21 protein-coding genes and 1 riboswitch are annotated in these 23,293 nt (G+C 43.6%); of the genes, 14 read left to right on the forward strand and 7 right to left on the reverse strand.

Annotated elements, in window-relative coordinates; all coding sequences use genetic code 11:
* The first annotated feature begins 152 nt into the window (after positions 1-152).
* The 12 genes from IGI94_RS01765 (at position 153) to IGI94_RS01820 (ending at position 13,278) form a co-directional block, all read left to right on the forward strand.
* Positions 153-5,036 carry a hypothetical protein gene (locus tag IGI94_RS01765; protein ID WP_438899352.1) on the forward strand — a complete coding sequence of 1,628 codons (4,884 nt, stop codon included), beginning with the start codon at positions 153-155 and terminating at the stop codon, positions 5,034-5,036.
* A 14-nt stretch (positions 5,037-5,050) separates the two neighbouring features.
* Positions 5,051-5,419, forward strand: coding sequence for an LPXTG cell wall anchor domain-containing protein (locus IGI94_RS01770; protein WP_008376260.1), 369 nt, complete (start codon positions 5,051-5,053; stop codon positions 5,417-5,419).
* The gene (locus IGI94_RS01775; protein WP_016609549.1) at positions 5,352-6,065 is read left to right on the forward strand and encodes a WxL domain-containing protein; all 714 of its coding nucleotides are present in this window, start codon (positions 5,352-5,354) and stop codon (positions 6,063-6,065) included. The genes IGI94_RS01770 and IGI94_RS01775 overlap by 68 nt, the downstream gene beginning before the upstream one ends.
* A 45-nt stretch (positions 6,066-6,110) precedes the next feature.
* Positions 6,111-6,911 (forward strand): WxL domain-containing protein, encoded by an 801-nt coding sequence (locus IGI94_RS01780; RefSeq protein WP_438899353.1) that lies wholly within the window; start codon positions 6,111-6,113, stop codon positions 6,909-6,911.
* Positions 6,912-6,922: 11 nt separating this feature from the next.
* Entirely contained in the window at positions 6,923-7,663 is a 741-nt protein-coding gene (locus IGI94_RS01785) for a WxL domain-containing protein (RefSeq protein ID WP_016619635.1), read from the forward strand.
* Between the two features lie 67 nt (positions 7,664-7,730).
* Positions 7,731-8,813, forward strand: a complete 1,083-nt coding sequence (locus IGI94_RS01790) for a DUF916 and DUF3324 domain-containing protein (protein WP_016619636.1) — start codon at positions 7,731-7,733, stop codon at positions 8,811-8,813.
* Positions 8,803-9,603 carry a class A sortase gene (locus IGI94_RS01795; protein ID WP_016619637.1) on the forward strand — a complete coding sequence of 267 codons (801 nt, stop codon included), beginning with the start codon at positions 8,803-8,805 and terminating at the stop codon, positions 9,601-9,603. Before IGI94_RS01790 ends, IGI94_RS01795 begins: the two co-directional genes overlap by 11 nt.
* 44 nt (positions 9,604-9,647) lie before the next feature.
* Positions 9,648-10,139 carry a hypothetical protein gene (locus IGI94_RS01800; RefSeq protein ID WP_438899354.1) on the forward strand — a complete coding sequence of 164 codons (492 nt, stop codon included), beginning with the start codon at positions 9,648-9,650 and terminating at the stop codon, positions 10,137-10,139.
* Positions 10,117-11,577, forward strand: a complete 1,461-nt coding sequence (locus tag IGI94_RS01805; RefSeq protein WP_139959848.1) for a helix-turn-helix domain-containing protein — start codon at positions 10,117-10,119, stop codon at positions 11,575-11,577. Before IGI94_RS01800 ends, IGI94_RS01805 begins: the two co-directional genes overlap by 23 nt.
* A gap of 208 nt (positions 11,578-11,785) precedes the next feature.
* A complete protein-coding gene (locus IGI94_RS01810) occupies positions 11,786-12,355 on the forward strand; it encodes a TetR/AcrR family transcriptional regulator (protein ID WP_005227190.1) in 570 nt (189 codons plus the stop codon).
* Between the two features lie 3 nt (positions 12,356-12,358).
* Positions 12,359-12,817, forward strand: coding sequence for a low molecular weight protein-tyrosine-phosphatase (locus IGI94_RS01815; RefSeq protein ID WP_005232347.1), 459 nt, complete (start codon positions 12,359-12,361; stop codon positions 12,815-12,817).
* A gap of 107 nt (positions 12,818-12,924) precedes the next feature.
* On the forward strand, positions 12,925-13,278 hold the full coding sequence (locus IGI94_RS01820) for a hypothetical protein (RefSeq protein ID WP_005232346.1): 354 nt from the start codon (positions 12,925-12,927) through the stop codon (positions 13,276-13,278).
* 63 nt (positions 13,279-13,341) lie between these two features.
* Here IGI94_RS01820 and IGI94_RS01825 read toward each other — a convergent pair whose 3' ends face one another.
* From IGI94_RS01825 to IGI94_RS01850, 6 genes are all read right to left on the reverse strand, one after another.
* Positions 13,342-13,701 carry an iron chaperone gene (locus IGI94_RS01825; protein WP_005232344.1) on the reverse strand — a complete coding sequence of 120 codons (360 nt, stop codon included), beginning with the start codon at positions 13,699-13,701 and terminating at the stop codon, positions 13,342-13,344.
* A 360-nt stretch (positions 13,702-14,061) separates the two neighbouring features.
* Positions 14,062-15,567 (reverse strand): helix-turn-helix domain-containing protein, encoded by a 1,506-nt coding sequence (locus IGI94_RS01830; RefSeq protein ID WP_005232342.1) that lies wholly within the window; start codon positions 15,565-15,567, stop codon positions 14,062-14,064.
* A gap of 118 nt (positions 15,568-15,685) precedes the next feature.
* Positions 15,686-17,038: a branched-chain amino acid transport system II carrier protein gene (gene brnQ, locus IGI94_RS01835; protein ID WP_008376239.1), complete on the reverse strand. Its 1,353-nt coding sequence runs from the start codon at positions 17,036-17,038 to the stop codon at positions 15,686-15,688.
* A 204-nt stretch (positions 17,039-17,242) separates the two neighbouring features.
* Complete coding sequence (locus IGI94_RS01840) at positions 17,243-17,977, reverse strand: amino acid ABC transporter ATP-binding protein (protein WP_005227196.1); 735 nt, start codon at positions 17,975-17,977, stop codon at positions 17,243-17,245.
* Between the two features lie 11 nt (positions 17,978-17,988).
* Positions 17,989-19,578: an ABC transporter permease subunit gene (locus IGI94_RS01845; RefSeq protein WP_005232337.1), complete on the reverse strand. Its 1,590-nt coding sequence runs from the start codon at positions 19,576-19,578 to the stop codon at positions 17,989-17,991.
* Positions 19,579-19,693: 115 nt separating this feature from the next.
* Positions 19,694-19,867: riboswitch (Lysine riboswitch) on the reverse strand.
* A 147-nt stretch (positions 19,868-20,014) separates the two neighbouring features.
* Positions 20,015-20,317 carry a hypothetical protein gene (locus IGI94_RS01850; RefSeq protein WP_005232333.1) on the reverse strand — a complete coding sequence of 101 codons (303 nt, stop codon included), beginning with the start codon at positions 20,315-20,317 and terminating at the stop codon, positions 20,015-20,017.
* A 306-nt stretch (positions 20,318-20,623) separates the two neighbouring features.
* Here IGI94_RS01850 and IGI94_RS01855 point away from each other — a divergent pair, with 306 nt between their 5' ends.
* Complete coding sequence (locus IGI94_RS01855) at positions 20,624-21,541, forward strand: ABC transporter ATP-binding protein (RefSeq protein WP_438899355.1); 918 nt, start codon at positions 20,624-20,626, stop codon at positions 21,539-21,541.
* Between the two features lies 1 nt (position 21,542).
* Positions 21,543-22,304: an ABC transporter permease gene (locus IGI94_RS01860; RefSeq protein ID WP_086372555.1), complete on the forward strand. Its 762-nt coding sequence runs from the start codon at positions 21,543-21,545 to the stop codon at positions 22,302-22,304.
* A gap of 73 nt (positions 22,305-22,377) precedes the next feature.
* Here IGI94_RS01860 and IGI94_RS01865 read toward each other — a convergent pair whose 3' ends face one another.
* A complete protein-coding gene (locus IGI94_RS01865; RefSeq protein ID WP_438899356.1) occupies positions 22,378-23,283 on the reverse strand; it encodes a sensor histidine kinase in 906 nt (301 codons plus the stop codon).
* Positions 23,284-23,293 lie beyond the last annotated feature (10 nt).

The following is a 23,293-nucleotide window of genomic DNA, read 5'->3' on the forward strand; positions in this document are numbered from 1 at the left end:
AATTGGAATTATGAAAAAACAATTATAATCATAATTTTGAATGGAAGAAAAAAAGAATTATAATTCTCTTTCGTCAACTCGCTAAACTAAGAGTTGTAACACAGGGCGTGCACTGCGCGATACGTTTATTATTTTAAGATAGGAGGGATAAAGTGAAACGGTTTTTAACAACTTTACTTGTTTTTCTACTAACATCAGGTCCGTGTTTTTCATATGCAATGGTAGTGGCACAAGCCGAAAGTGTTACAAAAACAAGTGAAGAACAAAGTATGTCTTCTTCTGACCCTGTCGTTTCATCGATCGACAGTCTGGAAGAGACGAACGAAACTGACGTGCAAGCATCTAGCGAACTTGCTTCGACAGATTCGTCTACAGGAGCCACTGACACAGCTTCAGCTGAAACAGAAGCTTCATCGGAAGCTGCAGAAGAAGTACAGGTGACCTTTCTGACAGACAAGGAGCATGTATTTGCTACCGGGGAAACCCGCACTCAGATCAGCAAAAACAAAGGGGAAGCACTAAAAGAAAGTGATTTACCAGTTTTTGAAGATGATACTGCTTTTGAAGGTTGGTCGTTAGATGGCACGGTCTATACAAGTCAAGCGCTGACCGAATTGATTCTCACGGAGAATCAAACCTTGACTGCTGTTTTTAAACCGACTGTTAAGGCAAGAGCGGCGGACATCTCGTTGGCAGAACAATCGATCAAAGAGATCATTGCAGAAGCCGATAAAACGAAAGTGATCGCTGTACCAAGTCCAGCTGGAGATGATTCAGCATATGCAGAATACACCAATAGTGCTGAAGGGATTCGTCAAGCGTTGTTCGATATGTATCAAAACGGCAATGGCCAAGAATTTGCTTTGTATGTTGGCTCTGGCTCAGCTTTACCGTCTTTGCCAACAAATCTGACTTCAAAAACGATTCCAGATACAGTGGATAATACAAATATGACTTTTTATGCACTACAAGGAAAAATCAGCCGCTTGATCATCACAGGGCATAGTGATGATCCCATCACAGATGCAACAACGTTGACTTCGGGTAGTCGAACCGTTCCTTTTGGTACGGACATCTACTTCGGTTCTGATGTAGTGATTCGAAACCTCAACTATACGGGGACGAGAATGTACATGAATGGGCATAGTCTTTCCTTGAACGGTGGTTCCACCGGCAATGGCCTTTCTATTTATGGAGGAAGCAACAATGGCGACCTTACTGGAAATCCGACGATCACTGTAAATGCGACAGGCTCTGGAACTTGGAACATCTATGGTGGGAATCAAAGCGGTGGTACATTGACTGGGAATACAGCGGTTGTCGTAAATAATACGGTGGGCGGCATCAGTACGATTGCAGGAGGTGCCAATATCGGTACGATTGATGGGAATACCAGTGTCACGATCAATCGACTAAATGGCACACTGACCAATTATTATGGGGGCGGTGTCGGAACCACTACTTCAAATACAGCCAATGTTACCGGTAATGTCGCAACAGTCTTTCAAACAACGAACACCAATTTCCGTTTAGGAACCTATTATGGCGGTGTTCAATACGGGAACATTGGTGGAACAGTCCACAATACTCTCACAGGAGTGGGTGGTTGGACCGGTACAGGATTGAATTATTATGGTGGTTCCAGAGAAGGAAATATTGGACAGACACGAGAGCAAACAGCGATTACGAACCAAGTAGACACTAGCGCCTATTCTACAGGAGCAGCCTATTTTATTGGTGCCAATCGAACCAATGGAACGATTACTGGGAGTATTGAAAATACGATTAAAGCAGGTGACTACAATCAAGGGTCGTTCAATCGTGTCGATGGCGGAGCAGGAATGGACGTAAGTGTTACCAGTCTGCAAACTGGATCTGATAGTGTGTATGACGCGATGACACCAACTGATCGCCGGGCTTACGCTGAAACCACTGCTCGCTTTAAAGTATACGGTGATATTACGACGAAAATCCTAGAAGGCTGTGTCAGCTATGGAGGAGACAACTTATCGTATACGCGGGCAGCTGGGTATGGTGGCTTTATTGACGGCAGCACAACTGTCGAAGTCGGCGTATTAAATGATTCTCGCACGGTCGGCGGACCTGGATTCGTCTACAGTTATGGGGGACGATCTTATAAAGATGGTATCGCCTATTCAAATAGCTTGAATTCACGAGCAAATGGTGTCGGAACGTTTGATATCGTAGGCGGAGGCGGTACCAATGGTGTGCAAGCAACCAACCTTTATATTTATGGGGATACAAAAACAGTCTTAAACAATGTAGTCGCTCGTTGGACCTATGGTGGTGGTTTTTCAGGAATCATCGAGGGAAACACGGCAAACATCTTGAATGGCGGGATCGTTGATACTTTGGAAGGTGCAGGATATACCGGTAAACGTGTATTCGGTAATTCACATGCTGAAGTAAATTACGGTCAAGTCGACTGGTTTCTTAGTGGCGGCGGTTGGGGGGATGCCAAAATTACAGGGGACGTTTCAGTCACTGTTCATGATGGTATTATCAATGCCTCAATGGGTGCATCATATGGATATTTTTCGGGACACACGATCAATGGAAATTCTGATAATCGAATTTACGGCGGAGATTTTTCTGGAACACCTCGGACAGGTCCAAGTGCTTTTTCTGGGGGAATCACGAATGCAGGTTCGCTGCTAGGGGATGCACAATTAACAATCGACCTAAGGGATTATGAAGGGGAATTTAAGCTTCCTTCAGGAACGAATATCTCAGGTGGAAATCCGTTTAACAGTACCAACATCGTTGGGACTGATAGTACCAATACGATTACATTGAACATATACACAAAGCCGGGGTCAGATGCACTGAATGGTGCAACGATCTATGGCGATGGTGGTTCAACGGCCGCCAACACAAGAAGCGGTAAAATCAATATTAATATACAAGCTGAAGGATCAAGTATCGGTAACTTGTATACAACAAATTATTCAAACATTTCTTCAAATCGAATTTTAAGAGATGTCGAAATGCGGGTTCAAGGAGCCAAAAGTATCAATGGGATTTCAGGCGGAAATGCGTCAGACAACTTTACGAACACGATCGTAGCCAACAGCAGCAATCAAGTGAAGATGAGCTTTGGTGAAAATGTCGATGGGACAGCTTCTTATCAAACTGATCCAATCGCTGTGACGGGTCTGGGAATCGTCAACTTTACCGAATTGAATGTGACAAACGGCATCAAGCTAATGGCCAATGGGGGAGACATCAAAAATGGCCGTTCAGCCACTGCTGTCAATCACGCAACGACCTATCATCAGTTCGGTGACATCCATCTTTCCAAGGATGCCGGTATCGGTATTTCTTCTGCAACGAATTTGATTTCAGGCGCGAAGTTAACGGTGGAAGACAAAGGGACGATTGAGTCACCGCCGGGAACGGGGCGAATCAATCTTTCAGATTTCGCAACACCAGATACGGACAAAGATCATTTAACGTGGCTGAAAACGACGACCAATGATGCAGGTTCTCGAGTCAACAGTCAAGGGACGTGGTTTGGAGCGGTTAGTGCCTATCAAGTACTGACTATAAATCCAACTGCTGCTAATGCTGCAGCGATCACGCCAATCAACTTCAGCGGGATCGAAAAAGCGACTGGGAAAACCTTCATCGGGGACAACGATGTGACCAATGCAGCCAACGGGTACGGTATTGCGATACCAGGTTCGATCATTAACTACGAAGTCGAAACACCGGGAGTCGCTAACGGGATTGGCGCCATTAGTCACAATGTAACGGCAGTCAAAGAGAACAATACGCCGCTGACCTTGCAAGCATGGGGAACTGAGCAGGCGGGGACACAGGTGCAAAAAGGGCGTTTATTGATTCCCTACACGGTAACGGAATTGCCAACATTGACGTTTACACCAGAAACCCAAACGTCCGGTTCATGGGTCTATGCGGGGCAAATCAAATCCAGCAAGCTGGATAGCACGGATCAGCAGTTGACGGAACAACCAGATTCAGAGCCAGTTGACTGGACGAGTCCTGATGGGGAGTATAGTTACGATATTAGTGTCCGCTACTCAAATAAGGCGGAAGTCCAAGCCCGCAATGTGATCCTTACAGAGCAAGAGGCACAATCGCTGACCAAAGAACAAGCCGTGACTTATCTCGAAGCCAGCGGGCGTCCTTTCTTTAAGGATACGCTGACAGATGAGGTCTTAGCTGCGATTCAAGAACCGTTAGAAACAGCGGTCTACCGCAAACAAGCGATCACTTTTTCAGTAGGGGAAAACGATCAGAATCAGGAAGAAACTACCGTGAATCTGGTGGTGGTCAAAAATGAAAGTGTCATTTCTGCTGATCGGCAATTTGCCGTCTATGCAAAAGATGTCCGTTTGACCTTACCAGAAGCAACGGCGCTGACAGATGAAGCCGCTTTGGCAGACTATACCCAAGCAACCACGATTTTTGCAGATAATCGGGCAAATATACCACCGACTGTCGATCCGCAAGCTTTTGCCGCGATCCAGCAAGCAACGGAAGATGAGCTGTTGAAAAATGTATCAACGGCTTACCATTATGAAGCAGGCAGTCAACGGGCAGAAAAAGTCGTCAATGTCGCAGTTGCCGGCGAGCTTATTTTAAGCAGTGTGCCAACAGACTTTGATTTTGGGCAGCAGAAAGTTGCCACAGAAACACAAGATTATTGGCCAACGATCACAGGTGAGCTAGCGGTGAAAGATACGAGAGGGTCCGAACGGAGTCCATGGCGCTTGACGGTCAAAGAGCAACAGCCATTAACGGATGGGACAGATCAATTAACCGATGTCTTCCGCTTTGTGACAAACGGTCAAGAACAGATGATAACCAGTGGGGAAATGATCATCGAGGAAACGGAATTGACAGAAAATGGCACATACGTCGTGAATCAGCACTGGGGCGAAAGTCAGAATGAAGGAATCAAGCTTACCGTTCCAGTCGAACAGCAAAAAGTTGGGGACTATCAAGGAACCTTGAGCTGGCAACTGGTTTCGGCACCTGGCAACCCATAAAGGCAGGAAAACAAATGAAAAAAATCATGATCGGTATTATTGCTGGCTGTCTATTAATATTTCCTCAGCTCGTTTCAGCAGCCGAAGCAGGTGCTTATGACAGCAATGGCATTACTTCCTTTTTCGGCGTCTATGAAGAACCAGTTGAGGAGCCAGAAGAGCCCGTAAAAGAACAGCCAGGGAATAAACAAGTTAATCAAAAAGGCAACAATATTCTGCCGGCAACAGGATCAGATCACTTCAATAGCTATCAAAGCAGTGGTCTTGTCGTTTTGTTGGCAGCAGGAATCATTTTAATCAAAAGGAGAACAAAAAATGAAAAAACTTTTCTTGACGGCAGGCATTCTATTGATGAGCACTGCTCTGTTACCAACAACCGTTAATGCCGCTGAATACACTTCAAATGGAGCAATCACTTTTGAAGCGGACCCGAATCCAACCAATCCAGTTGATCCGACCGATCCAGAAAAACCAGTGGATCCCGTCGATCCAACCGATCCAGATGGACCAAATCCTGGAACAGCTGGACCATTATCGATTGATTTTGCTTCAAGTTTTCAATTTGGCAACCAACTGATTACTTCTGAAACAAAAGATTATTACGCACAGCTGCAAGAGTTCACAGCTGGCGCTGCTGGACCAAATTATGTGCAAGTAACAGATAAACGAGGAACGCAAGAAGGTTGGTCATTGAGTGTTGTGCAAAACGGACAATTCAAAACGGCTGATGACGAAGAGCTAGTCGGCGCTTCATTATCGATCGCCTCAGGTGCAGCAACTTCAGTCACCGATATGCAGTATGCACCAACAGTTACTGCAAGTCATACCTTTGTACCCGATAGTGAAATCACCTTGGTCAACGCACCTGTCGGAAAAGGAATGGGCACTTGGATCTACAAGTTTGGGAACGATGCAACGGAAGGGTCAACGGCAGTAAAATTAAACGTACCAGGCAGTTCCGTAAAATTAGCCAAAGAGTATCGGACGACATTGACTTGGAATTTAAAGAATGTCCCTGAAAGCAATTAAAATCACTGATTTTCAGTAAAACAGATAAAGGAGTGTCAAATAGAAATGAAAAAAACAGCATGGGTCTTTTTAAGTCTTGCCGTATTGGCAGCAGCGAGTGCAGCAACCGAGGTTTCAGCAGCCGAAGCGGCTTCTTACACCTCAAATGGGGCGGTTGATTTTATTCCGAATACTGATCCGACGAACCCAGTCAATCCAGAAAATCCAGATCCAGAAAACCCGGTCAATCCTGTGGATCCAACCGATCCCGATGGACCAAATCCTGGAACAAATGGCCCATTATCGATCGATTATGCCTCTAGCTTAGATTTTGGTGTCAATAAAATCTCTAATAAAAACGAAGTCTATTATGCACGAGCACAAGGGTACTTGAACGATGATGGCACAGCTTCTACATTAAAAACTGCCAATTATGTCCAAGTAACTGATAATCGCGGTAGTAATGCCGGTTGGCGGTTGTCTGTGAAGCAAAATGGTCAATTTAAAAATGAGACGACCTTGAATAAAGAATTGACAGGTTCTGTCATCACCCTAACAAGTCCTGACGTTAAATCAAATGCGGTTGGCGTCACAGCTCCCGTGGCAGAAGCGACAATCACGTTGGATGCAGCAGGTGCTGAATCATTGGTGATGACCGCAGCAAATCAAACAGGTGCTGGGACATGGGTCAATGCTTGGGGAAGCGTTGAGTCGATCACTGAAATAGACAAAGATGATCAAGAAGTACAAGCCGATATTACCAAAGCAGTCGCACTTTCTGTACCAGGCAGCACCCCAAAAGATGCCGTTAGCTACACAACCACATTGACTTGGGTATTATCAGATACACCAGGAACGGAAGGATAAGGAGTATAGACATGAAAAAAACATTAGCATTTCTCTCAGTATTAGGCTTAAGCCTAGCAGCACCAGTGCTGGCACAAGCAGCGGACAGTGCAGATTACAACTCAAATGGACAAATCACCTTTGAACCAAATACAGATCCAACCAATCCAATCAGCCCAACAGATCCAGATCCAGAAAATCCGATCAAACCAGTGGATCCAACGGACCCAGATGGACCAAATCCAGGAACGAACGGACCGCTATCGATTGATTTTGCTTCAAGCCTTTACTTTGGCACACAAAAAATCACCTCAAAAACAGAGATCTACCATGCGGAAACTCAAAAATATGTGGATTCAGTTGGTGATAATCAAGAAGGACCGAATTTTGTCCAAGTGACAGACAATCGGGGAACAGAGAGCGGTTGGACATTGAATGTTCGCCAAAATGGTCAGTTCAAAACAGCGGAAGATCAAGAATTGACTGCTGCGCAAATTCGTTTGACGAAGGGAACTGTAGTAACTCCTTCATTGTCACCAAAACCATCAAATGTGAGCGCAACGATCACATTGAATCCAAACGGTGCCCAATCCTTAGTGATGAGTGCCCAAGATGGCGAAGGGGCAGGGACCTATTTAATGAGCTGGGGCGATAGTTTAGCTGCAGCCATGGATAGCATTGAGTTGGAAGTTCCAGGCTCAACGACGAAATATGCCAGCCAATACAACACCACGTTTACTTGGTTACTAACAGACACACCAACCAACCCATAAGTACCAGCTTTCTCCTTGAACCCTTTCGAGGTTCAAGGAGAATACATAGAAAGAAGGGACATCCATCATGAAAAAAATCAAACAGCTTTTGGCGCTCCTATTCGCAAGTATTTTCTTTTTTGTACCAACCATAGGAACCGCTTCTGAATTTAACTTTGCCGTCAATCCAGTGATTCCAGAGAATCAAATCGATAAAGAAAAGACTTATTTTGACTTGAAAATGGAGCCGGGAGCGGTTCAAACTGTAGAAGTCCAATTGCGCAATGACACCGATCAAGAGGTCGTCATCGCGCCAGTGATCGCTTCAGCTACCACGAATCTAAACGGGGTCGTGGAATATGGCGAAAACGACATCGAAGCGGACGAAACCTTGCCTTATGATATGGCTGATTTGATTGAAGTGGAGGAAGAGATCACGATCCCGAAACAATCCCAAATCACCTTGCCATTAAAGATCAGTATGCCCTCAGAACCGTTTGAAGGGGTTATTGCCGGTGGTTTGACCTTGAAAGAAACGACAGAGGAAACCGATACTGCTGACAGTGAAGAAGACCAAGGGTTAGCCATCAAGAATGAGTATGCCTATGTCGTTGCGATTTTACTCCGTCAAAATACAACAGAAGTCACGCCGGATCTAAAACTGCTGGATGTTGGACCGGGACAAGTCAACGCCCGCAATACCATCAATGTTACGTTGCAAAATCCTGAAGCAGCTTACTTAAATTCCTTGCGGTTGATCAATGAAGTGAGGAAGAAAGGTGATAGTGACGTCTTGTATGCTTCAGATACCTCACGAATGCAAATGGCACCTAATTCAAACTTCTCGTACCCAATTTCCTTGGAAGGACAACGTTTAGAAGCAGGGACCTATGTGTTGACTTCCGTGGCCTACGGTGGGAAAAGCGATGAAGGACAATACAAAGTGGAGAATGAAGAAGGCGAGGAAGAAAGCTATCTCTATAAATGGAGCTTCGAAAAAGAATTCACAGTGACGGGAGATGTCGCTCGTGATCTTAATAAGAAAGATGTGACGATCGAAACAGATTACACGTGGCTTTACTTCTTGATCGGCGGTCTGTTGCTGCTGCTCGCCTTACTGCTGCTTTTATGGTACCGACGAAAGAAAAAAAATGAAACGGATGAAGCGTGAGCACCTTGAGAAATACTTGATCGATGGCTTGATCATCGCAGGTATCCTCTTGTTGGCACTTCCTTTTTTAAAAGAAAGCATCGTCAGTTGGCAATTACGCACAAGCGAATTGACGATAGCGACCCAGCTGCCGACAACGATTCCAGAAGAAGAAACGATTCAAATGCCGGCTCTAGGGGATGTATTGGCTCCGCAGTCGGCAACGATCACCGGGTACGGCTTTGTTGCAATTGAAGCGATCGAGTTCCAGCAGCCACTATTGGTGGGGATAACCAATCAGCAGCTGCTGAAAGGCGGTGTCGTGATGTTTCCGGAACGTTTGTTAAAAAATAACAATTTTGTCGTTTTAGGGCATCATCTCGGTAGACAAAGTTTGTTATTTGGTCAATTGCTAGAAGCACAGGTGGGGATGGAAGTGTCCGTAACCTACCTCGAGGAACGCCAGCAGTATATTATTATCGATAAAAAAGTCGTAGATGAATCCGACTTGTCGGTTCTAACAGATGACCAGACACCAAAGTTGACATTGATTACTTGTCCCACACCTACTCGAACAGAAGAACGCTACGTGCTGACAGCGATTCCTGTTGAGCAAGCAACTGCCGGACAATCGCAAAACACAGCGACCATGGGCAGTACGTCACAAGGCGCGAGAGTGATGGCTAAAAAACAAGAAATGTTATGGAGACAACAATCTAAAAAAAATTGGTTTCTTTTATTTGTTATTTTATTTATAATTAGTGGATGTCTGCTTGGCGTTCACAAACTGTTGAAACGTTCAGCGCCGTAGAAAGAGCATCAAAAAGAAGCTCTGTTGATAAGGAGGGTGAAGAAATGAAACGCAGATTTGGTTTTGTCATTGGTGCCTGCATGATTATTGGAATGATCGATCTTGTCACAGAACAAGTTGTTTTTGCGACTATCTATAATCCGCTAGACCCCTCAGAAGAAATCGTCCCAAAGGATCCGCCAGAAGAAAGTACGGAGAAAGCAGATGAACCGCCTGCAGAAAAGGAAGAATCCAAAGAATCACCGGCTCCTGAACCGGAACCTGTTCCGAAAAAAGAACAGGAACAATCCGCATTTCCAGAAAGCAGTTTTTTGGAAAAACAGAAGCACTTAGCACAACGAGTCATGTTGGAAGATGTTTTTGCGTCGGATCGTTTGGCTGTCGATTTAGCACTGCCGGGAAATAATACGGATGGTGACGGGGATGACAAACCTTCGTATCTTGCCAGCTTATGCTATTTATTTTCAGGAAACGTTCTTTATGGCCAAAAAAATAACGGAGGCTTGAAAACGCATGTTTGTGACATTTTTGAATAAGGCGGACAAACGAAAATTGATGATGCTACAATATTTGGAAAACGCAGTCGCTCTTTCTGAAACGAAGGAAACATTGATGGACCAATTGACCATGTCGGAATTTCTGATCAACAAAACCGTTCAAGAATTGAATCTTGATTTTTATGAACTAGGATTGAATGAGGAATTTGAGATCGTGACCGATGGGACGGTCATTAAATTGAATGCCTCCGGGCTGGCAACTTCTGACACACTACTGACCTATTATCTAGATCAAGCGTTAAAATTTTCTATGTTGAAAGAATGCTTTTTTGAGCAATTGTCTTCTTTATACGAATTTGCTACCAATCACTATCTAAGTCATAATCCCGTCTATAAAGAATTTAAACAATTCAAACTGATCTTGAAAGAATACGACATTGAAGTGACGAAAGAGTTTCAGCTGGTTGGTGAAGAAAGTGAGATTCGGGAGTTTATTTTTCTCTTTTTTATGAAGGAATATTATTTGAACCATTCCCCTTTCCCAAAAGGTATCTTGGACAAAGAAAAGACGTTTGATCGATTCAATGAAAGTACTTGGCTGAATCCAGAACAGTCTGCCCGCATGCGGATTCGCAAGAAACATTATCTAGGCATTGTTTTGGCGCGGATGTCTAAAGGACATTACATGCAAAACAATGTGGAAAATGATTTAGTCTTACCCAAACATTTAGTGATTATTGAAGAATTGAAGCGCTGGTTACAAGAGATCTTGACGATCACCGATCAAGAAGTCCTAGAACGTGAGGCACGAGATATTTTGCGCTTCTTGATCGTTGAAGGCTGGTTGATCGACAACAATAGCTACATCGACCAAGAACAAACCTATATCCAACAATTAAACGAGCAGTTTATTCAGGCAGTCCAACAGCAGTTTTCGCTAACCACTGACACGTTGGCGCTGCTTCATGTCGAAACGACTACGATTCATTACCAGCTCTTGTCGTTTTCTTTTAGTTCTCGTTATGAATACCAATACATGGATGTCACATATTTTCTTGAGACGTATCCTGAATATGCTGCGTTTTGCCGCAACTATCTGGAAGAAAGTCGTAATCGACCGATCTTATGGAACAATAAAGAGTTTTTGTTTTTTAGATACCTAATTTTATTAGTTTCTACGATTCCACTAAAAGAGATTTTGGTTCCTTTATATGTCTGTGTTGATTTTTCGTTTGGTGATTCCTACAACCAGATGATCAAAAAGAATATTGAAAAAATTCTCGATTTGAATGTGCAATTCCAGAGTTACCCAGATGATCATACGCACCTGATTCTTTCAAACCTGCCATTTTATGGTGCGTTGGGGATCGACCATATTTTATGGCTCGCACCACCTAGACCCATCGATTGGGCCAATTTTACTGAAAAAATCAGCGTGATTCGCAGAGAACAATTTCAAACCAAAACGGCACAGTGAGCATCTTGCCGTTTAACTATCGAAAGCAGCGTCTGCCTCAAATGAAGGCAGGCGTTTTTTGCAGAAATCTACCATATGCAAAAAGCACACAGGGATCTATTGCCCTGATGAAGTGTTCGGATAAGGTCTGTGAAAAAGGACCATTTGATAGGATTTTTTTTTAGTAGAAAATTTGGTATGATAGAAAGAGAAGAAAAAGAGGTGCCCTATGATGGATGGGAAACAAACGAAGGCTGTGATTGGCCAGACATTGATCACCCTTTGTGAGACCAAAGAAGTGAATAAAATCAGCGTACAGGAGATCGCCGAAAAGGCGCAAGTCAATCGGCAGACGTTTTACTACCATTTTCCTGATAAAAAAGCTTTGATCCAATGGATCTATCGGCAAGATGCCCTGATTTTTTTGACGACAGAAGATGTCTCCCTTGATAACTGGGAAGAAGCCGCCTTGCGCATGCTGAAAGCAATGAAACAAGCGCCGGCCTTTTACCGCAAATCACTGGCTTATGACCGCGAGATCTTAATGAACGGTTTTTTACAGATCACAGAACCGCTTTTTCAGCGCTTGTTCTTGGAGGTCGATCAAGAGCAGCAATTGACGAAACAAGACATTCTATTTTATAGCCGATTCTTTTCCTACGGCTGCGGAGGCATTTTGGAAAATTGGATTCACAACGACTTTCCAGAGACCCCATTAGAGATTGCGACGCAATTGTTTCGTTTGGCGAAGGATGTGGAATTTTTTGGCCACCAAATCTATGAAAAAGAGGAGCAGTAAGCGATGACGAAAGTTTTATTTGTTTGTTTAGGTAATATTTGCCGTTCCCCCATGGCAGAAGCTATTTATAAAGCAGAAATAGCAAAACACAAGTTGGATTGGCAGATCGATTCGGCAGCGACCAGCTCATGGGAAGTCGGACATTCTGCTCATCCCGGAACCAAAAAAAGACTGCGTCAAGCAGGGATCTCTAGTGACGGTCTTATTTCAAGGCAGATCACTGAAGCGGATTTTGCCACATTTGATTGGATCATCGGCATGGATGCGAACAATGTTGAAACACTTCAAGCGCTAGCACCTGCCGATACGACCGCAAAGATCCGTTCGTATTTGAGTGTTGTTCCTGGCAAAGAGGCTGAGGAAGTACCAGATCCTTATTATACAGGAGATTTCGAAGAGACCTATCAACTGCTGCAAGAGGGGATTCCTTATTGGCTAGAGGTTATTTCTTCTGAAAAATAAGGCGTGTTCGCTTGTATTTTATCAAAAATTTGCTAAAATAGAACCATGGAAATGCGAACGTATGTGTGGTTTTAGAAACTGCTGCAACGCGCAGAAAGGAATGTCCAATGGAAAAGAAACCATCGCCCATCAAACAATTGGGAAAACTCATTGTGATGACATCCACAACGTTGCTGGATACCTTTTTCAGTGATGATGCTGACAAGAAGAATCAGTCTGAGAAAGTCAAAGAAATCCGGCGAACGCTGCAAGAGGCAGCCGCTGCCAAGCATCTGGTCGTGCTGCAAGTAAAAACAGAGAAATTGGGTGGTTTTGAAACCGTTACCGGCTGGATCGTCGGCAAAACGGTAGCAAAAGAACAAGTTGTCTTGAAATTACAAAGCGACCGTCAGCAGCTGCGGATTATTCCCCTGCATCATGTGCTGAAAGTTAGCACCTTGAATACAAAACCCGGCTTGTAAACAAGCCTGTGCATAGCAAAAAAACCGCTGCGTCATTAGACATAGCGGTTTTTTAATTGCTAGTTACGCGTGCTTGTTTTTGACTTCTGCGAGTCGCCAAGCGGTCATCACAGCGATCAGTTCGTAAGGGATCGGCTGTGCAAAAGAAAACTGGACCGCCCCTTTACTGGTCTTGTATGGTTGTAAGTCCTCTTGGAAGGCCGTGATCGCAGAAGGCGTGGGATAAAAGCCTAGATGCTGTTTGGCGCAGGCAAAATGTACGATATTTTCTCCCTGATGATAAGTAGGCATTTGATAACTGATCTTTTCAACCGCTTCAGGTAAAACGGCTTTGATGGTTTGACGGACCTTTCTTAAAATCGCTTGTCGTTCTGCTGGAGCTGCTGCAATGTATTGGTCAACTGTCGTAATGGCTGTTGTCATAGGCCACCTCCTGCCTTTAGTATACGGCAAACCCCGTAAGAAAAAAAGGAGCCTGTCAGTGGGTAGCTGACAGGCAAGGAGTAAAAATGAAAAGTGTTAGTTAGGGTTGTTTGTTGGGTTATGTACACTATACTGTCCAAATATGAATTTTTTGTGGAGAAAAGATTGGAAAGTGTTTAAGTTTGCTGGCTGCGAAAATAAGTAAAAAAAGACCCGTCGGTGGGTGGCCGACGGGAAGGAGTTAAAAATGAAAAAGTGTTAGTTAGGGTTGTTTGTTGGTATACATAGAGTATACGAGATAAATATGAATATTCTGTGACAAATCTTTTCGGAAGTTCTTAAGAAACCGTAACGGTTTGGTTACAGAGAAAGGTTCTTTTCATCAAAACGGTTTTTCAACGTACGATACAAATCAATGTATTGCCGATCGTCTGCCGCATAATCCCAAATATAACTCATTTTTTCTGGTTTGAGTTTTTTCATCAACTGATTGGAACTAACGATGACATCATAATTTTCTTGCTGGTTTAGATCATAAGGTTCTGCTGCTACGAAGGTCAAGTCATGTAGGAATTGATTCAATCCTTGAACGACTAAGAAATTATCTTCTAACGCAACCCCTACCCGTAAACGATTCGAATAACGGATTTGATCATAAAACGGCAGCAGGGCGTGGGTATACATCGTTGCCATCTGCTCTTGGTTTTCATCATTGATATAGTCCACCGCTGATTCTTCGCGATAGTTCGTTAAGAATTCATCGATTTTTTGCTGCAGCTGCTCTTCAGCAGACCCGCGATTGATCGAGGGTGTCAGCAAGCGATAGATATTTGGAAACGGCTGACGGAAAACGTAGTTGCCGAAAGTCACATTGATTAAATTACCCACGACCAATGGCTCGTCTAACAGGCCAGGTTGTGAAGCAAAGAAGGTTGCTTTCATCTCTGCTAACAAGTCTGCGACTAACGGATAAACTGGGTTTTGTTTGCTTGAAAAGAATTGCAAGGTTTGTTGCAAAGCTTCTTCTTCAGGACTCAAGTAGAATGGGAAGATTTGCGCCATCAAATAAATAAACCCTGATTCGCCTTTTAATTGTTTGTCTGTCATTGAAACTTCAGGATCAACGACTTGTGTCAAACGCTCAAAATCGAAATATGGATTATTTTTCATCAGGAAATTGTACCGCTTGTCGTATTTGGCAAAATTCCCTTTTTTGATTCGTAAAAGAATCAAGGCGGCGAAATACTTCAACTCTAATCGGCCAAGATAAGAATGAGTCATTGGGAAATACTCCGTGAATCGATCCACCATTTTTTCTGTCTCACTCTCAGCGATCGCAAATGGCCATTCTATTCCACGAGTACCTAACCAAATGATATTGAATAGGGAGAGCCGCACAAGACGCTCATCGCCCACTAAGTTTGATTCAGTGTACGTAAAGCGAAGCTGAAATTGCTTCAAATGTTTTTTTAGATGTTCAAATTTGCGAGACACCGTTGAACGACTGACATCGTATTTTGCACAAAAATCCGTGATCGTAGGATTGTCTTCATTCAGCATGTAAAGAACATATAAGAACGGAACGCTTTTATTCAATAAATAGAAGCGGTATTCATCGATCGTTACCGCGATATTCTGAGGCTGTAATTTACCGCCACGACCGAGTATCGACATATGATCCGGAGTTAACTCAGTTAGATCTTGGTCGATCTCAGTCAACTCTATAAAAGCTTGTTGGTAGCTTAACTCCATTTCCTTTGCCAATTGTGCGATTGGGTGGCTAGGGTTTTGCAGAGTCAGCATACGCCGGAATATTTTAAATTTAATTAATGTTTGCGGGTCCATCATAAGTTCTTCATAAAACATAGGTATCCTCCTTTGTGGCTCTATTGTATCTTTTTTTTACGAAACTGTCAGTCTTTTTAATCAAAAAAATAGCCTACCCTTTAAAAAAAGGTAGGTTATTTTCATCTTTTTAACTAATTTAGGCTGAAACAGGGTCTTTTTTGAACCACGACCATAGCAAACCGATCAAAAATCCGATCGCAGCTGGTACGACCCACCCCATCCCGATTTGGAAAAAGGGCAGATAATCTGACGCAAAAGACAAGATTCCTTGCACGAAAGCGTTGTTGGTAATCACTGCAGGACTCGCATTTAAGCCGTCGATGATTGCAGCGATCAACGTGAAGTATGTCGTCATTCGATAGACACTGGCACGATGGTTAAATAATGGACTGATGATCGCCAACAAAATCAAAGTGATCGCCAGTGGATAGATAAACATCAAGACTGGAATAGAAAACTCGATGATATTGGTCAAGCCGACATTAGCGAAGATCGCTGGTAAGATACTTGTCAAAGCGATAAAGAATCCGTAGCTTTGCTTTGGAAACAATCCAGCAAAGGTTTCGGAAAAGGCCGTGATCAAACCAATGGCGGTTTTTAAACAGGCAGAGATGACGATCAACGCCAATAGCAGACTGCCGACAGTGCCAAGGTAATGGTTGGCGATTTGTGCCAAAGCGATCCCACCGTTTTCGCTGATGGGAAACTGGCCTAAACTTTTGGTTCCCATATAAGAAAGTAAGGTATAGATGATCCCCATCAACACGATGCTGACAGAGCCGGAAAGGATCGTGTCTTTTGCGACCGTCGCAGGTTTCTCAACCCCCATATTGCGAATCGTTGAGACGATGATGATCCCGAAGGCTAAAGATGCCAGCGCATCGAGAGTATTGTAGCCGTTGGTGAAACCAGTAAAGAAAGCATCGCTTTGATAGCTAGGATAGATCGGCGCATCGCTGATGGTTCCTAGTGGTTGCCAAAAGGCAAAAAAGAGCAAAACTCCTAGTAAGACCAGAAACAAGGGATTTAGAAACTTCCCTACATAATCTAAGATTTTGCTAGGTTTGCGTGAAAACCACCAGGCAGCTCCAAAAAATAGGGCAGAGAACAACGCCAATAACCAAGTTTGCATGTCTGATGAAACATGGGGAGCGATCCCGATCTCATAAGAAGTAGTAGCCAAACGAGGCAGAGCAAAGAATGGCCCAATCACTAAATAAAGCAAAATCGTAAATATCATTGCATAGCGGCGATTGATCCGAGAAGCTAATTCAAAAACACCGCTGCTTTGGGAAACGCCAATAGCAATGACCCCTAAAAATGGCAAGCCGATCCCTGTAACTAAAAAGCCAAGGTTGGCTAAGCCGACATTCGCGCCAGCTTCTTGTCCCATGTGAACGGGGAAAATCAGATTTCCGGCACCAAAGAAAAGACCGAAAAGCATTGATCCAACATACATGTAATCCTTAAACTGTAACTTTTTTTCCATAAATGAAAGCTCCTATAATTCCTTAGTTTTAAAAAAAATAACAAAGTTTCTAACAAATAGCAATGGTTTTTTGTGATTTTTTGATAAATTCTGACAATTCCTCCTCCTGCAATAAAAAAACACTTAGCATTGAATTCTTCCAAGCTTACTGAAAAAGGACGAAAAAGCTCGGAAGAAGACCGCTAAGTGTTTCAAGACAGAAAATTAATTCAACACACGGGAAAGGAATTCTTTGGTGCGTTGCTCTTTTGGATGAATAAAGATATCTTCAGGCGTCCCTTGTTCGGCAATGACACCTTGATCCATAAAGATGACCCGATCAGACACTTCTTTGGCAAAGCCCATTTCGTGGGTAACGATCACCATCGTCAAGCCAGTATGAGCTAACGTATTCATGGTCTTCAACACTTCACCGACCATTTCTGGATCTAGCGCAGAAGTCGGCTCATCAAACAACATGACATCTGGATTCATCGATAAGGCACGGGCAATGGCTACCCGTTGTTTTTGTCCACCTGAAAGCTGGGAAGGCTTGGCATTGGCATATTGAGCCATACCGACTTGCTCCAGATTTTCTTTGGCAGTCGCTTCTGCTTCTTTGCGATCACGTTTCAAAACAGTGACTTGGCCCGTCACGCAGTTTTCTAATACATTCATATTGTTGAATAGGTTAAAGGATTGGAAAACCATTCCTAGATGCGTACGGTATTTCGGCAAGTCATAGCCTTTTTCCAGCACATTTTCACCTAAGTAGATGATTTGCCCACTGGTTGGTTTTTCTAATAAGTTGATGCAGCGAAGAAGTGTAGATTTTCCTGAACCAGAAGAACCGATGATCGTGACAACTTCTCCTTTATTAACAGACAAACTGATGTCTTTTAAGACTTCGTTGTCGCCAAAACTCTTTTTTAAATGGTCAATTTCAATGATTGCTGACATGTTCTTCCTCCTTATTCGTTCGGGTTGATGTCTTCTAATTTGACATACGCACTGGGACCATCCATTTTGCGTTCAACAAAGCGCAAGATCTGGGTGGCACTGATGGTCAAGACTAAGTAGATCACACCGATGATCGCAAATGTTTGGAAGTATTGGAAGTTCGTTCCAGCGGCTGATGTACCTTGGAAGAAGAGGTCTGCAACACTGATGACACTTAAGACGGCAGTATCTTTGATATTGATAATGATCTCATTTCCGGTAGCTGGTAAAATATTGCGCATTACTTGCGGCAACACGACTTTGATCATGGTTTGCCAATGAGTCATTCCGATCGCTTGAGCTGCTTCAAATTGGCCGTCATCTACAGCAAAAATCCCCCCACGAACGATTTCAGACATGTAGGCACCCGTATTGATAGAAACGATCAGCACGGCTGCCAGCGTGCGATTCATGGAGACACCAAAGGCTAGAGCAGTTCCGTAGAAAATAACCATTGCTTGAACCATCATTGGGGTGCCGCGGAAAACTTCTATATAGATGGTCAGTAAACCATTGACGATGCGTTGGAAGAAACGTCCTACTGGATTTTCTGAAAGCGGCAATGTCCGGAAGATACCGACTAAAAGACCGATAATCAATCCGATGATCGTTGAAAGGATCGCGATGAATAAGGTCAAGCCAGCGCCTCGTAAAAAGAGCATGCCGTAATCATCAATGATTTTTTTAAAATCAGCGATCAGACCTTGATCTGCCGTTTCTCCGCTGGCATCTGCAGGTTGATCTAAGACTGCTTGATCCATCAGGGAAACCCGTTCTTCTTCAGAAATTCCTGCAAGAATCTCATTGACTTTTTCAACATCGGGATCGCCTTTGCGCATTCCGACTGCTACTTGGACGTCTTCTGGATTGGTTTCAAAACCGGCGCCTTCATCGAACTCGACCATCTTCAAATCAGGATTTGCCCCGACGGCAGTGACGCCTTCTGGACGTTCGCTGACGTAGCCGTCAATGATACCCGAAGCTAAAGCAACGCGCATGGAGGAGAAGTCCCGCATGGCTTGTTCTTTTTGGACCTCAGGGATTTGATCTATGACCGTATAATGGAAAGTATTCAGCTGGGCAGTGATTTTTGCCCCCGAAAGATCAGCGAGGCTTTTGGCATCGGCGAACTCGCCATCTTTACGAACCACTACCACCAAATCTGATTCATAGTAAGGATCGGTAAAATCAATTTGCTCGCGACGTTCGGCAGTTGGTGACATACCAGCGATCACAGCATCGATAGTCCCCGCTTGTAAAGCTGGCGGCAGACCGTCCCATTGGGTTTTGACGATCACTAATTCTTTGCCTAAGCCTTCAGCGATTCGTTTGGCGATCTGGACATCGTAACCGCCGGCAAACGCCGAGCCTTCTTCCCCAGAAATCGGCACGGCACCATTGGCGTCCGTCGTTTGCGTCCAGTTAAATGGGGCATAGCCTGCCTCCATACCGACACGGAATTGTTCCGCAGGCGTTTGGTCATCCGCTTGCACGGTTAGGGGCAGCTGAATGAGGGTTAGACAGAGGGCGAAGACTGCCCAGATCCAATTATTTTTTTTCATTTTTTCTCTTTCCTTTCACGAGTTGGACAAGCAGGTAAGGATGAAAAAGCAAAAAAACAGCCGTACTCCATGATTGGAAAACGGCTGTTGACAGGTCATCGTCGACAAACCTTTCACAAAACATAGCGCAACTTAGACAAGCTAAGACAGTCCGCAAATTGTTCATTTGCGGCCCAACAAAATCGATGCAAGCAAAACCGACCTTGTTTCGGCGATGTTCCCTAGCTCTGCTGTAAACGTGTTGCTTCACTCAGCAGGATTAATGAACCTCGCGACCTCTACCTAAATGTTAAAGGGTACTCGTATTTAATTTGATTCTTCTCAGAGTTTAGAAGAAAAGCACCCAAATGTCAATTCTTTTTAACAAAAAAACGACCATTTCCCTATTTTTATCAAAGAGAAAGCGGATCGTTTTTACGAGTGTCTATTGGAACCCTTAAGCGACTTTCGCTTTTGGTTCACGGCCTAAAACAGCTTGGATGACTGTCAAAGCAAGCAATAAGCCAAGTGCTAGATAGATGAGGCTTGAGTATTGTGTAACGCCCCAATCTTGTCCGAAGGTACGGTAAACCACAAGGACGATGGCTTGAATGATTGCTGTGATGACATTTAAAAAGCCGAATGCCCATAAATTGCCATTTTCTTTACGTGCTAAATAGAAGATAGAGAAATATAAGCTGACTGCCAACCAACCGAAACTGATAATGATCATTGCCCAATAAATAATAGCTGCTACCAATGTATTTCACCTCACTTTGATTCGTGACTAGTTTACCACGTTTTTTGTTCCTTGTCATGAAGGAATCTCTTTCTTTGTGAGGCAAAAAACAAAGAGCAAAAGCAGTAATGAAAAGATCATCTGCTATTGGTTGGTTTGCTGAAAAGGGACGGTTTTTCTAGATCGGTTCATTTTCAGCTGTGTATAATAGAAATAAACTATTTTTTGCAGAAAACTACGAGTTAAGAATCAATTAATAATTAGTTAATAGCTGATTTAGATCTGCTTGCTAGAATGAGCACAGAAGCAAGCAAGGAGGAAGTAAAAATGGAAAATGTTCTTAAAATCAAAGGATTAAACAAACGTTACGGCAAACAGCAGGCGCTACATGATGTCGATCTAACGATCGCTAAGGGAGATATTTATGGATTGGTGGGGAGAAATGGTGCTGGGAAGACGACCCTATTAAAAGCGATCGTTCAGTTGATCCAACCAACTAGTGGCAGTCTGCAGTTGTTTGATGTTGATGGCGGCAAAGCGTACACTCAGATGCTGAAACGGGTCGGTAATGTGATTGAGACCCCAGTCGCTTACGACCAATTGACCGCTGAACAAAATTTGAACTATTATTGCAAAATCAGCGGGGTGGTGGAACCTGAGGCGGTCAGTAAAGCATTGGCGTTTGTCGGATTGACCAATGTTGGCCACAAGAAATACCGTGATTTTTCTTTGGGTATGAAACAAAAGCTAGGCTTAGCCATCGCTTTATTGAACCAACCGGATTTTCTAATACTAGATGAGCCGATCAATGGCCTGGATCCTGTAGCGATCGTTGAGTTTCGGGAGCTGCTTTTACGATTGAATCAAGAACGCGGCATGACGATTTTGATTTCCAGTCATATTTTAGAAGAGCTGTACCTAGTGGCTACACGTTTTGGGGTCATTAGTGAGGGGCGTCTGATCAAAGAGATGACCAAACACGAATTCGATCTGATGGCGAAACGGTTTATTCAATTAGAAGTGGATGATGTAGCCACAGCTAGCCGCTTGCTAGAGAGTCAGCTGATTTCCGAATATAAAGTCGTCAGTGACCACAAAATTCATATTTATCAAGAGAATGTGTTGATTCGTGACCTGGTCCGTCAGCTGGTTTATGAAGGGATCGCTATCGACCGGATTTCTTTTGAAGGGGAAAATCTAGAGTCGTATTTCAAAGAGTTAGTAACAAGTGAAGGGGGAAATTAAGATGTTGAATTTTATTCGAGCCGATTTGTATCGTTTATCAAGAAGTAAAAGTTTTTGGATCACAGAAGGAATTATTTTATTGTTGGTGATTTTATCCGTTGTTTCCAATGGTAGTGTAGGGGTCACTCTTGGGGATAGTACGCAAACAGCAGGCAGACTTACGGAAATGACTGGCTTTCTGGCGATCCAGACCAGTTTGTCTTCCATGTTGCTGTATTACTCCTTGCCATTGGTGATGCAGGTCTTAGGCAGTGAGTACACGAAAGGGACGATGAAGAATATCATTACCGTTGGTGTCTCCAAACCCGCTTATCTTTTTGGGAAATTCTTGGTTTATACTTTGGTGCTGGTCTTACAGATCGTCGCGATTTGTTTGGTGAGCTTTGTAGCGGGAACGGTTATTGGGGGGATTGGTTATAATGACCTTTCACAGATAGAAAACTTGTTGTATTATTTCGTTAGTTTTGTACTGATTTTATTAGCGACTTCCTCTTTTGCAGTGCTAGTTTTGTATTTGACCAAAAATACAGCGGTCAGCGTGTTGGCGACGATTTTTATTCCGATGGCCTTTGCGATTGCCCGAATCTCTTTACCCAACTGGAAGTTTTTAGAATACTTGGACTTTCAAGGCGGGTTAGAGATGGTGACCATGACTACTTTCCAAACATGGGAAACAGTCCAACCCATTTTTCTTGGGAGCCTGATCAGTTTATTGCTTTGCCTCTTGGCTGCGCATCTGGTGTTTAAGAGACAAGAATTGTAAGAGCAGAAAAACGCCCAACCGTATCGACTAGTGAAGGTCGAGCGATTGGGTGTTTTTTGTGTATAGCCATGAGTTAGTGGGGTTCAACGGACTGCTGCCAAAAAAGGGTCAAACGAAACGTCTCTTCGGTTGTATCCAATTGGATCTTGCCGTCTAATGCATTAGTCAATGCCGCGATGATATACAGACCAAGTCCGGCTTGCTGTTTATGCCGTGAAAGGTCTTCGGTATAAAAGCGGTGGGTCAATTTTTCTGGGTGCTGGATCGGTGATCTCAGCTGATTTTCCTGTTGGAAAACGATGCGATTTCCTTGCTGATTCAAGCGGATCGTCCCCGTTTCACTGCCATGTTCCAGCAGGTTACCAAGGACATTTTGGAAAATTCGTTGCCAGCTTTTTTTATCTGAAATGATCATGATGTTGGGTTGGATCGCAACCGTCAGTGATAAATGGTTTTCCTCAAAAGAAGGATAAAGCTGGAGCAGTTCTTCTTCCAATAAACGAGAAAGATTGAATTCTTCCAAAGTCAAAGCGAGCTGATTGTCTTTGAGACGCTGATAGGTCAACAACTGTTCCAGATGATTTTCGACTTTTTCTAGGTTGCTGCTGACTTTATCCAGCAGCTGTAGCTGTTGCGGGGTGAGGGTCGCATCGGCTTGCAGCAGTTGTGTGTAACCGCTGGCGACCGTCAAAGGTGTGCGTAAGTCGTGAGAGATATTTTGAATGGCTTGTTCCAACTGCTGGTTTTCTTGCAGCATTTGATAGTGTTGCTGCTTATTTATTCTAAGTATCTGATTGTTTAACAAGGCGATCGCTTTTAAAGCGGGGACGCGGGTCTGCAAATGGATCTCTTGATTTGTTTCGATTTCGCTGATTCTTGTTAATTGCTGGTGGTACTTTTTTAGATCATAAAGTAAGAAAAACCAATAGCCCAACAATAATACAACGATCAGAGCGGCGAAAAACTGAAGTATATGCATGAGGTTCCTC

The sequence above is a fragment of the Enterococcus sp. AZ149 genome (genome assembly GCF_051714285.1).
In the GTDB taxonomy this organism is placed as follows: Bacteria; Bacillota; Bacilli; order Lactobacillales; family Enterococcaceae; genus Enterococcus_D; species Enterococcus_D entomosocium.

What these genes read in the sequence shown, in the direction of transcription:
- IGI94_RS01770 (WP_008376260.1), top strand. Translation starts at nt 5,051, where the DNA reads ATGAAAAAAATCATGATCGGTATTATTGCTGGCTGTCTATTAATATTT.
- IGI94_RS01775 (WP_016609549.1), top strand. Translation starts at nt 5,352, where the DNA reads ATGAAAAAACTTTTCTTGACGGCAGGCATTCTATTGATGAGCACTGCT.
- IGI94_RS01780 (WP_438899353.1), top strand. Translation starts at nt 6,111, where the DNA reads ATGAAAAAAACAGCATGGGTCTTTTTAAGTCTTGCCGTATTGGCAGCA.
- IGI94_RS01785 (WP_016619635.1), top strand. Translation starts at nt 6,923, where the DNA reads ATGAAAAAAACATTAGCATTTCTCTCAGTATTAGGCTTAAGCCTAGCA.
- IGI94_RS01790 (WP_016619636.1), top strand. Translation starts at nt 7,731, where the DNA reads ATGAAAAAAATCAAACAGCTTTTGGCGCTCCTATTCGCAAGTATTTTC.
- IGI94_RS01795 (WP_016619637.1), top strand. Translation starts at nt 8,803, where the DNA reads ATGAAGCGTGAGCACCTTGAGAAATACTTGATCGATGGCTTGATCATC.
- IGI94_RS01800 (WP_438899354.1), top strand. Translation starts at nt 9,648, where the DNA reads ATGAAACGCAGATTTGGTTTTGTCATTGGTGCCTGCATGATTATTGGA.
- IGI94_RS01805 (WP_139959848.1), top strand. Translation starts at nt 10,117, where the DNA reads ATGTTTGTGACATTTTTGAATAAGGCGGACAAACGAAAATTGATGATG.
- IGI94_RS01810 (WP_005227190.1), top strand. Translation starts at nt 11,786, where the DNA reads ATGATGGATGGGAAACAAACGAAGGCTGTGATTGGCCAGACATTGATC.
- IGI94_RS01815 (WP_005232347.1), top strand. Translation starts at nt 12,359, where the DNA reads ATGACGAAAGTTTTATTTGTTTGTTTAGGTAATATTTGCCGTTCCCCC.
- IGI94_RS01820 (WP_005232346.1), top strand. Translation starts at nt 12,925, where the DNA reads ATGGAAAAGAAACCATCGCCCATCAAACAATTGGGAAAACTCATTGTG.
- IGI94_RS01825 (WP_005232344.1), bottom strand. Translation starts at nt 13,701, where the DNA reads ATGACAACAGCCATTACGACAGTTGACCAATACATTGCAGCAGCTCCA.
- IGI94_RS01830 (WP_005232342.1), bottom strand. Translation starts at nt 15,567, where the DNA reads ATGTTTTATGAAGAACTTATGATGGACCCGCAAACATTAATTAAATTT.
- brnQ (WP_008376239.1), bottom strand. Translation starts at nt 17,038, where the DNA reads ATGGAAAAAAAGTTACAGTTTAAGGATTACATGTATGTTGGATCAATG.
- IGI94_RS01840 (WP_005227196.1), bottom strand. Translation starts at nt 17,977, where the DNA reads ATGTCAGCAATCATTGAAATTGACCATTTAAAAAAGAGTTTTGGCGAC.
- IGI94_RS01845 (WP_005232337.1), bottom strand. Translation starts at nt 19,578, where the DNA reads ATGAAAAAAAATAATTGGATCTGGGCAGTCTTCGCCCTCTGTCTAACC.
- IGI94_RS01855 (WP_438899355.1), top strand. Translation starts at nt 20,624, where the DNA reads ATGGAAAATGTTCTTAAAATCAAAGGATTAAACAAACGTTACGGCAAA.
- IGI94_RS01860 (WP_086372555.1), top strand. Translation starts at nt 21,543, where the DNA reads ATGTTGAATTTTATTCGAGCCGATTTGTATCGTTTATCAAGAAGTAAA.
- IGI94_RS01865 (WP_438899356.1), bottom strand. Translation starts at nt 23,283, where the DNA reads ATGCATATACTTCAGTTTTTCGCCGCTCTGATCGTTGTATTATTGTTG.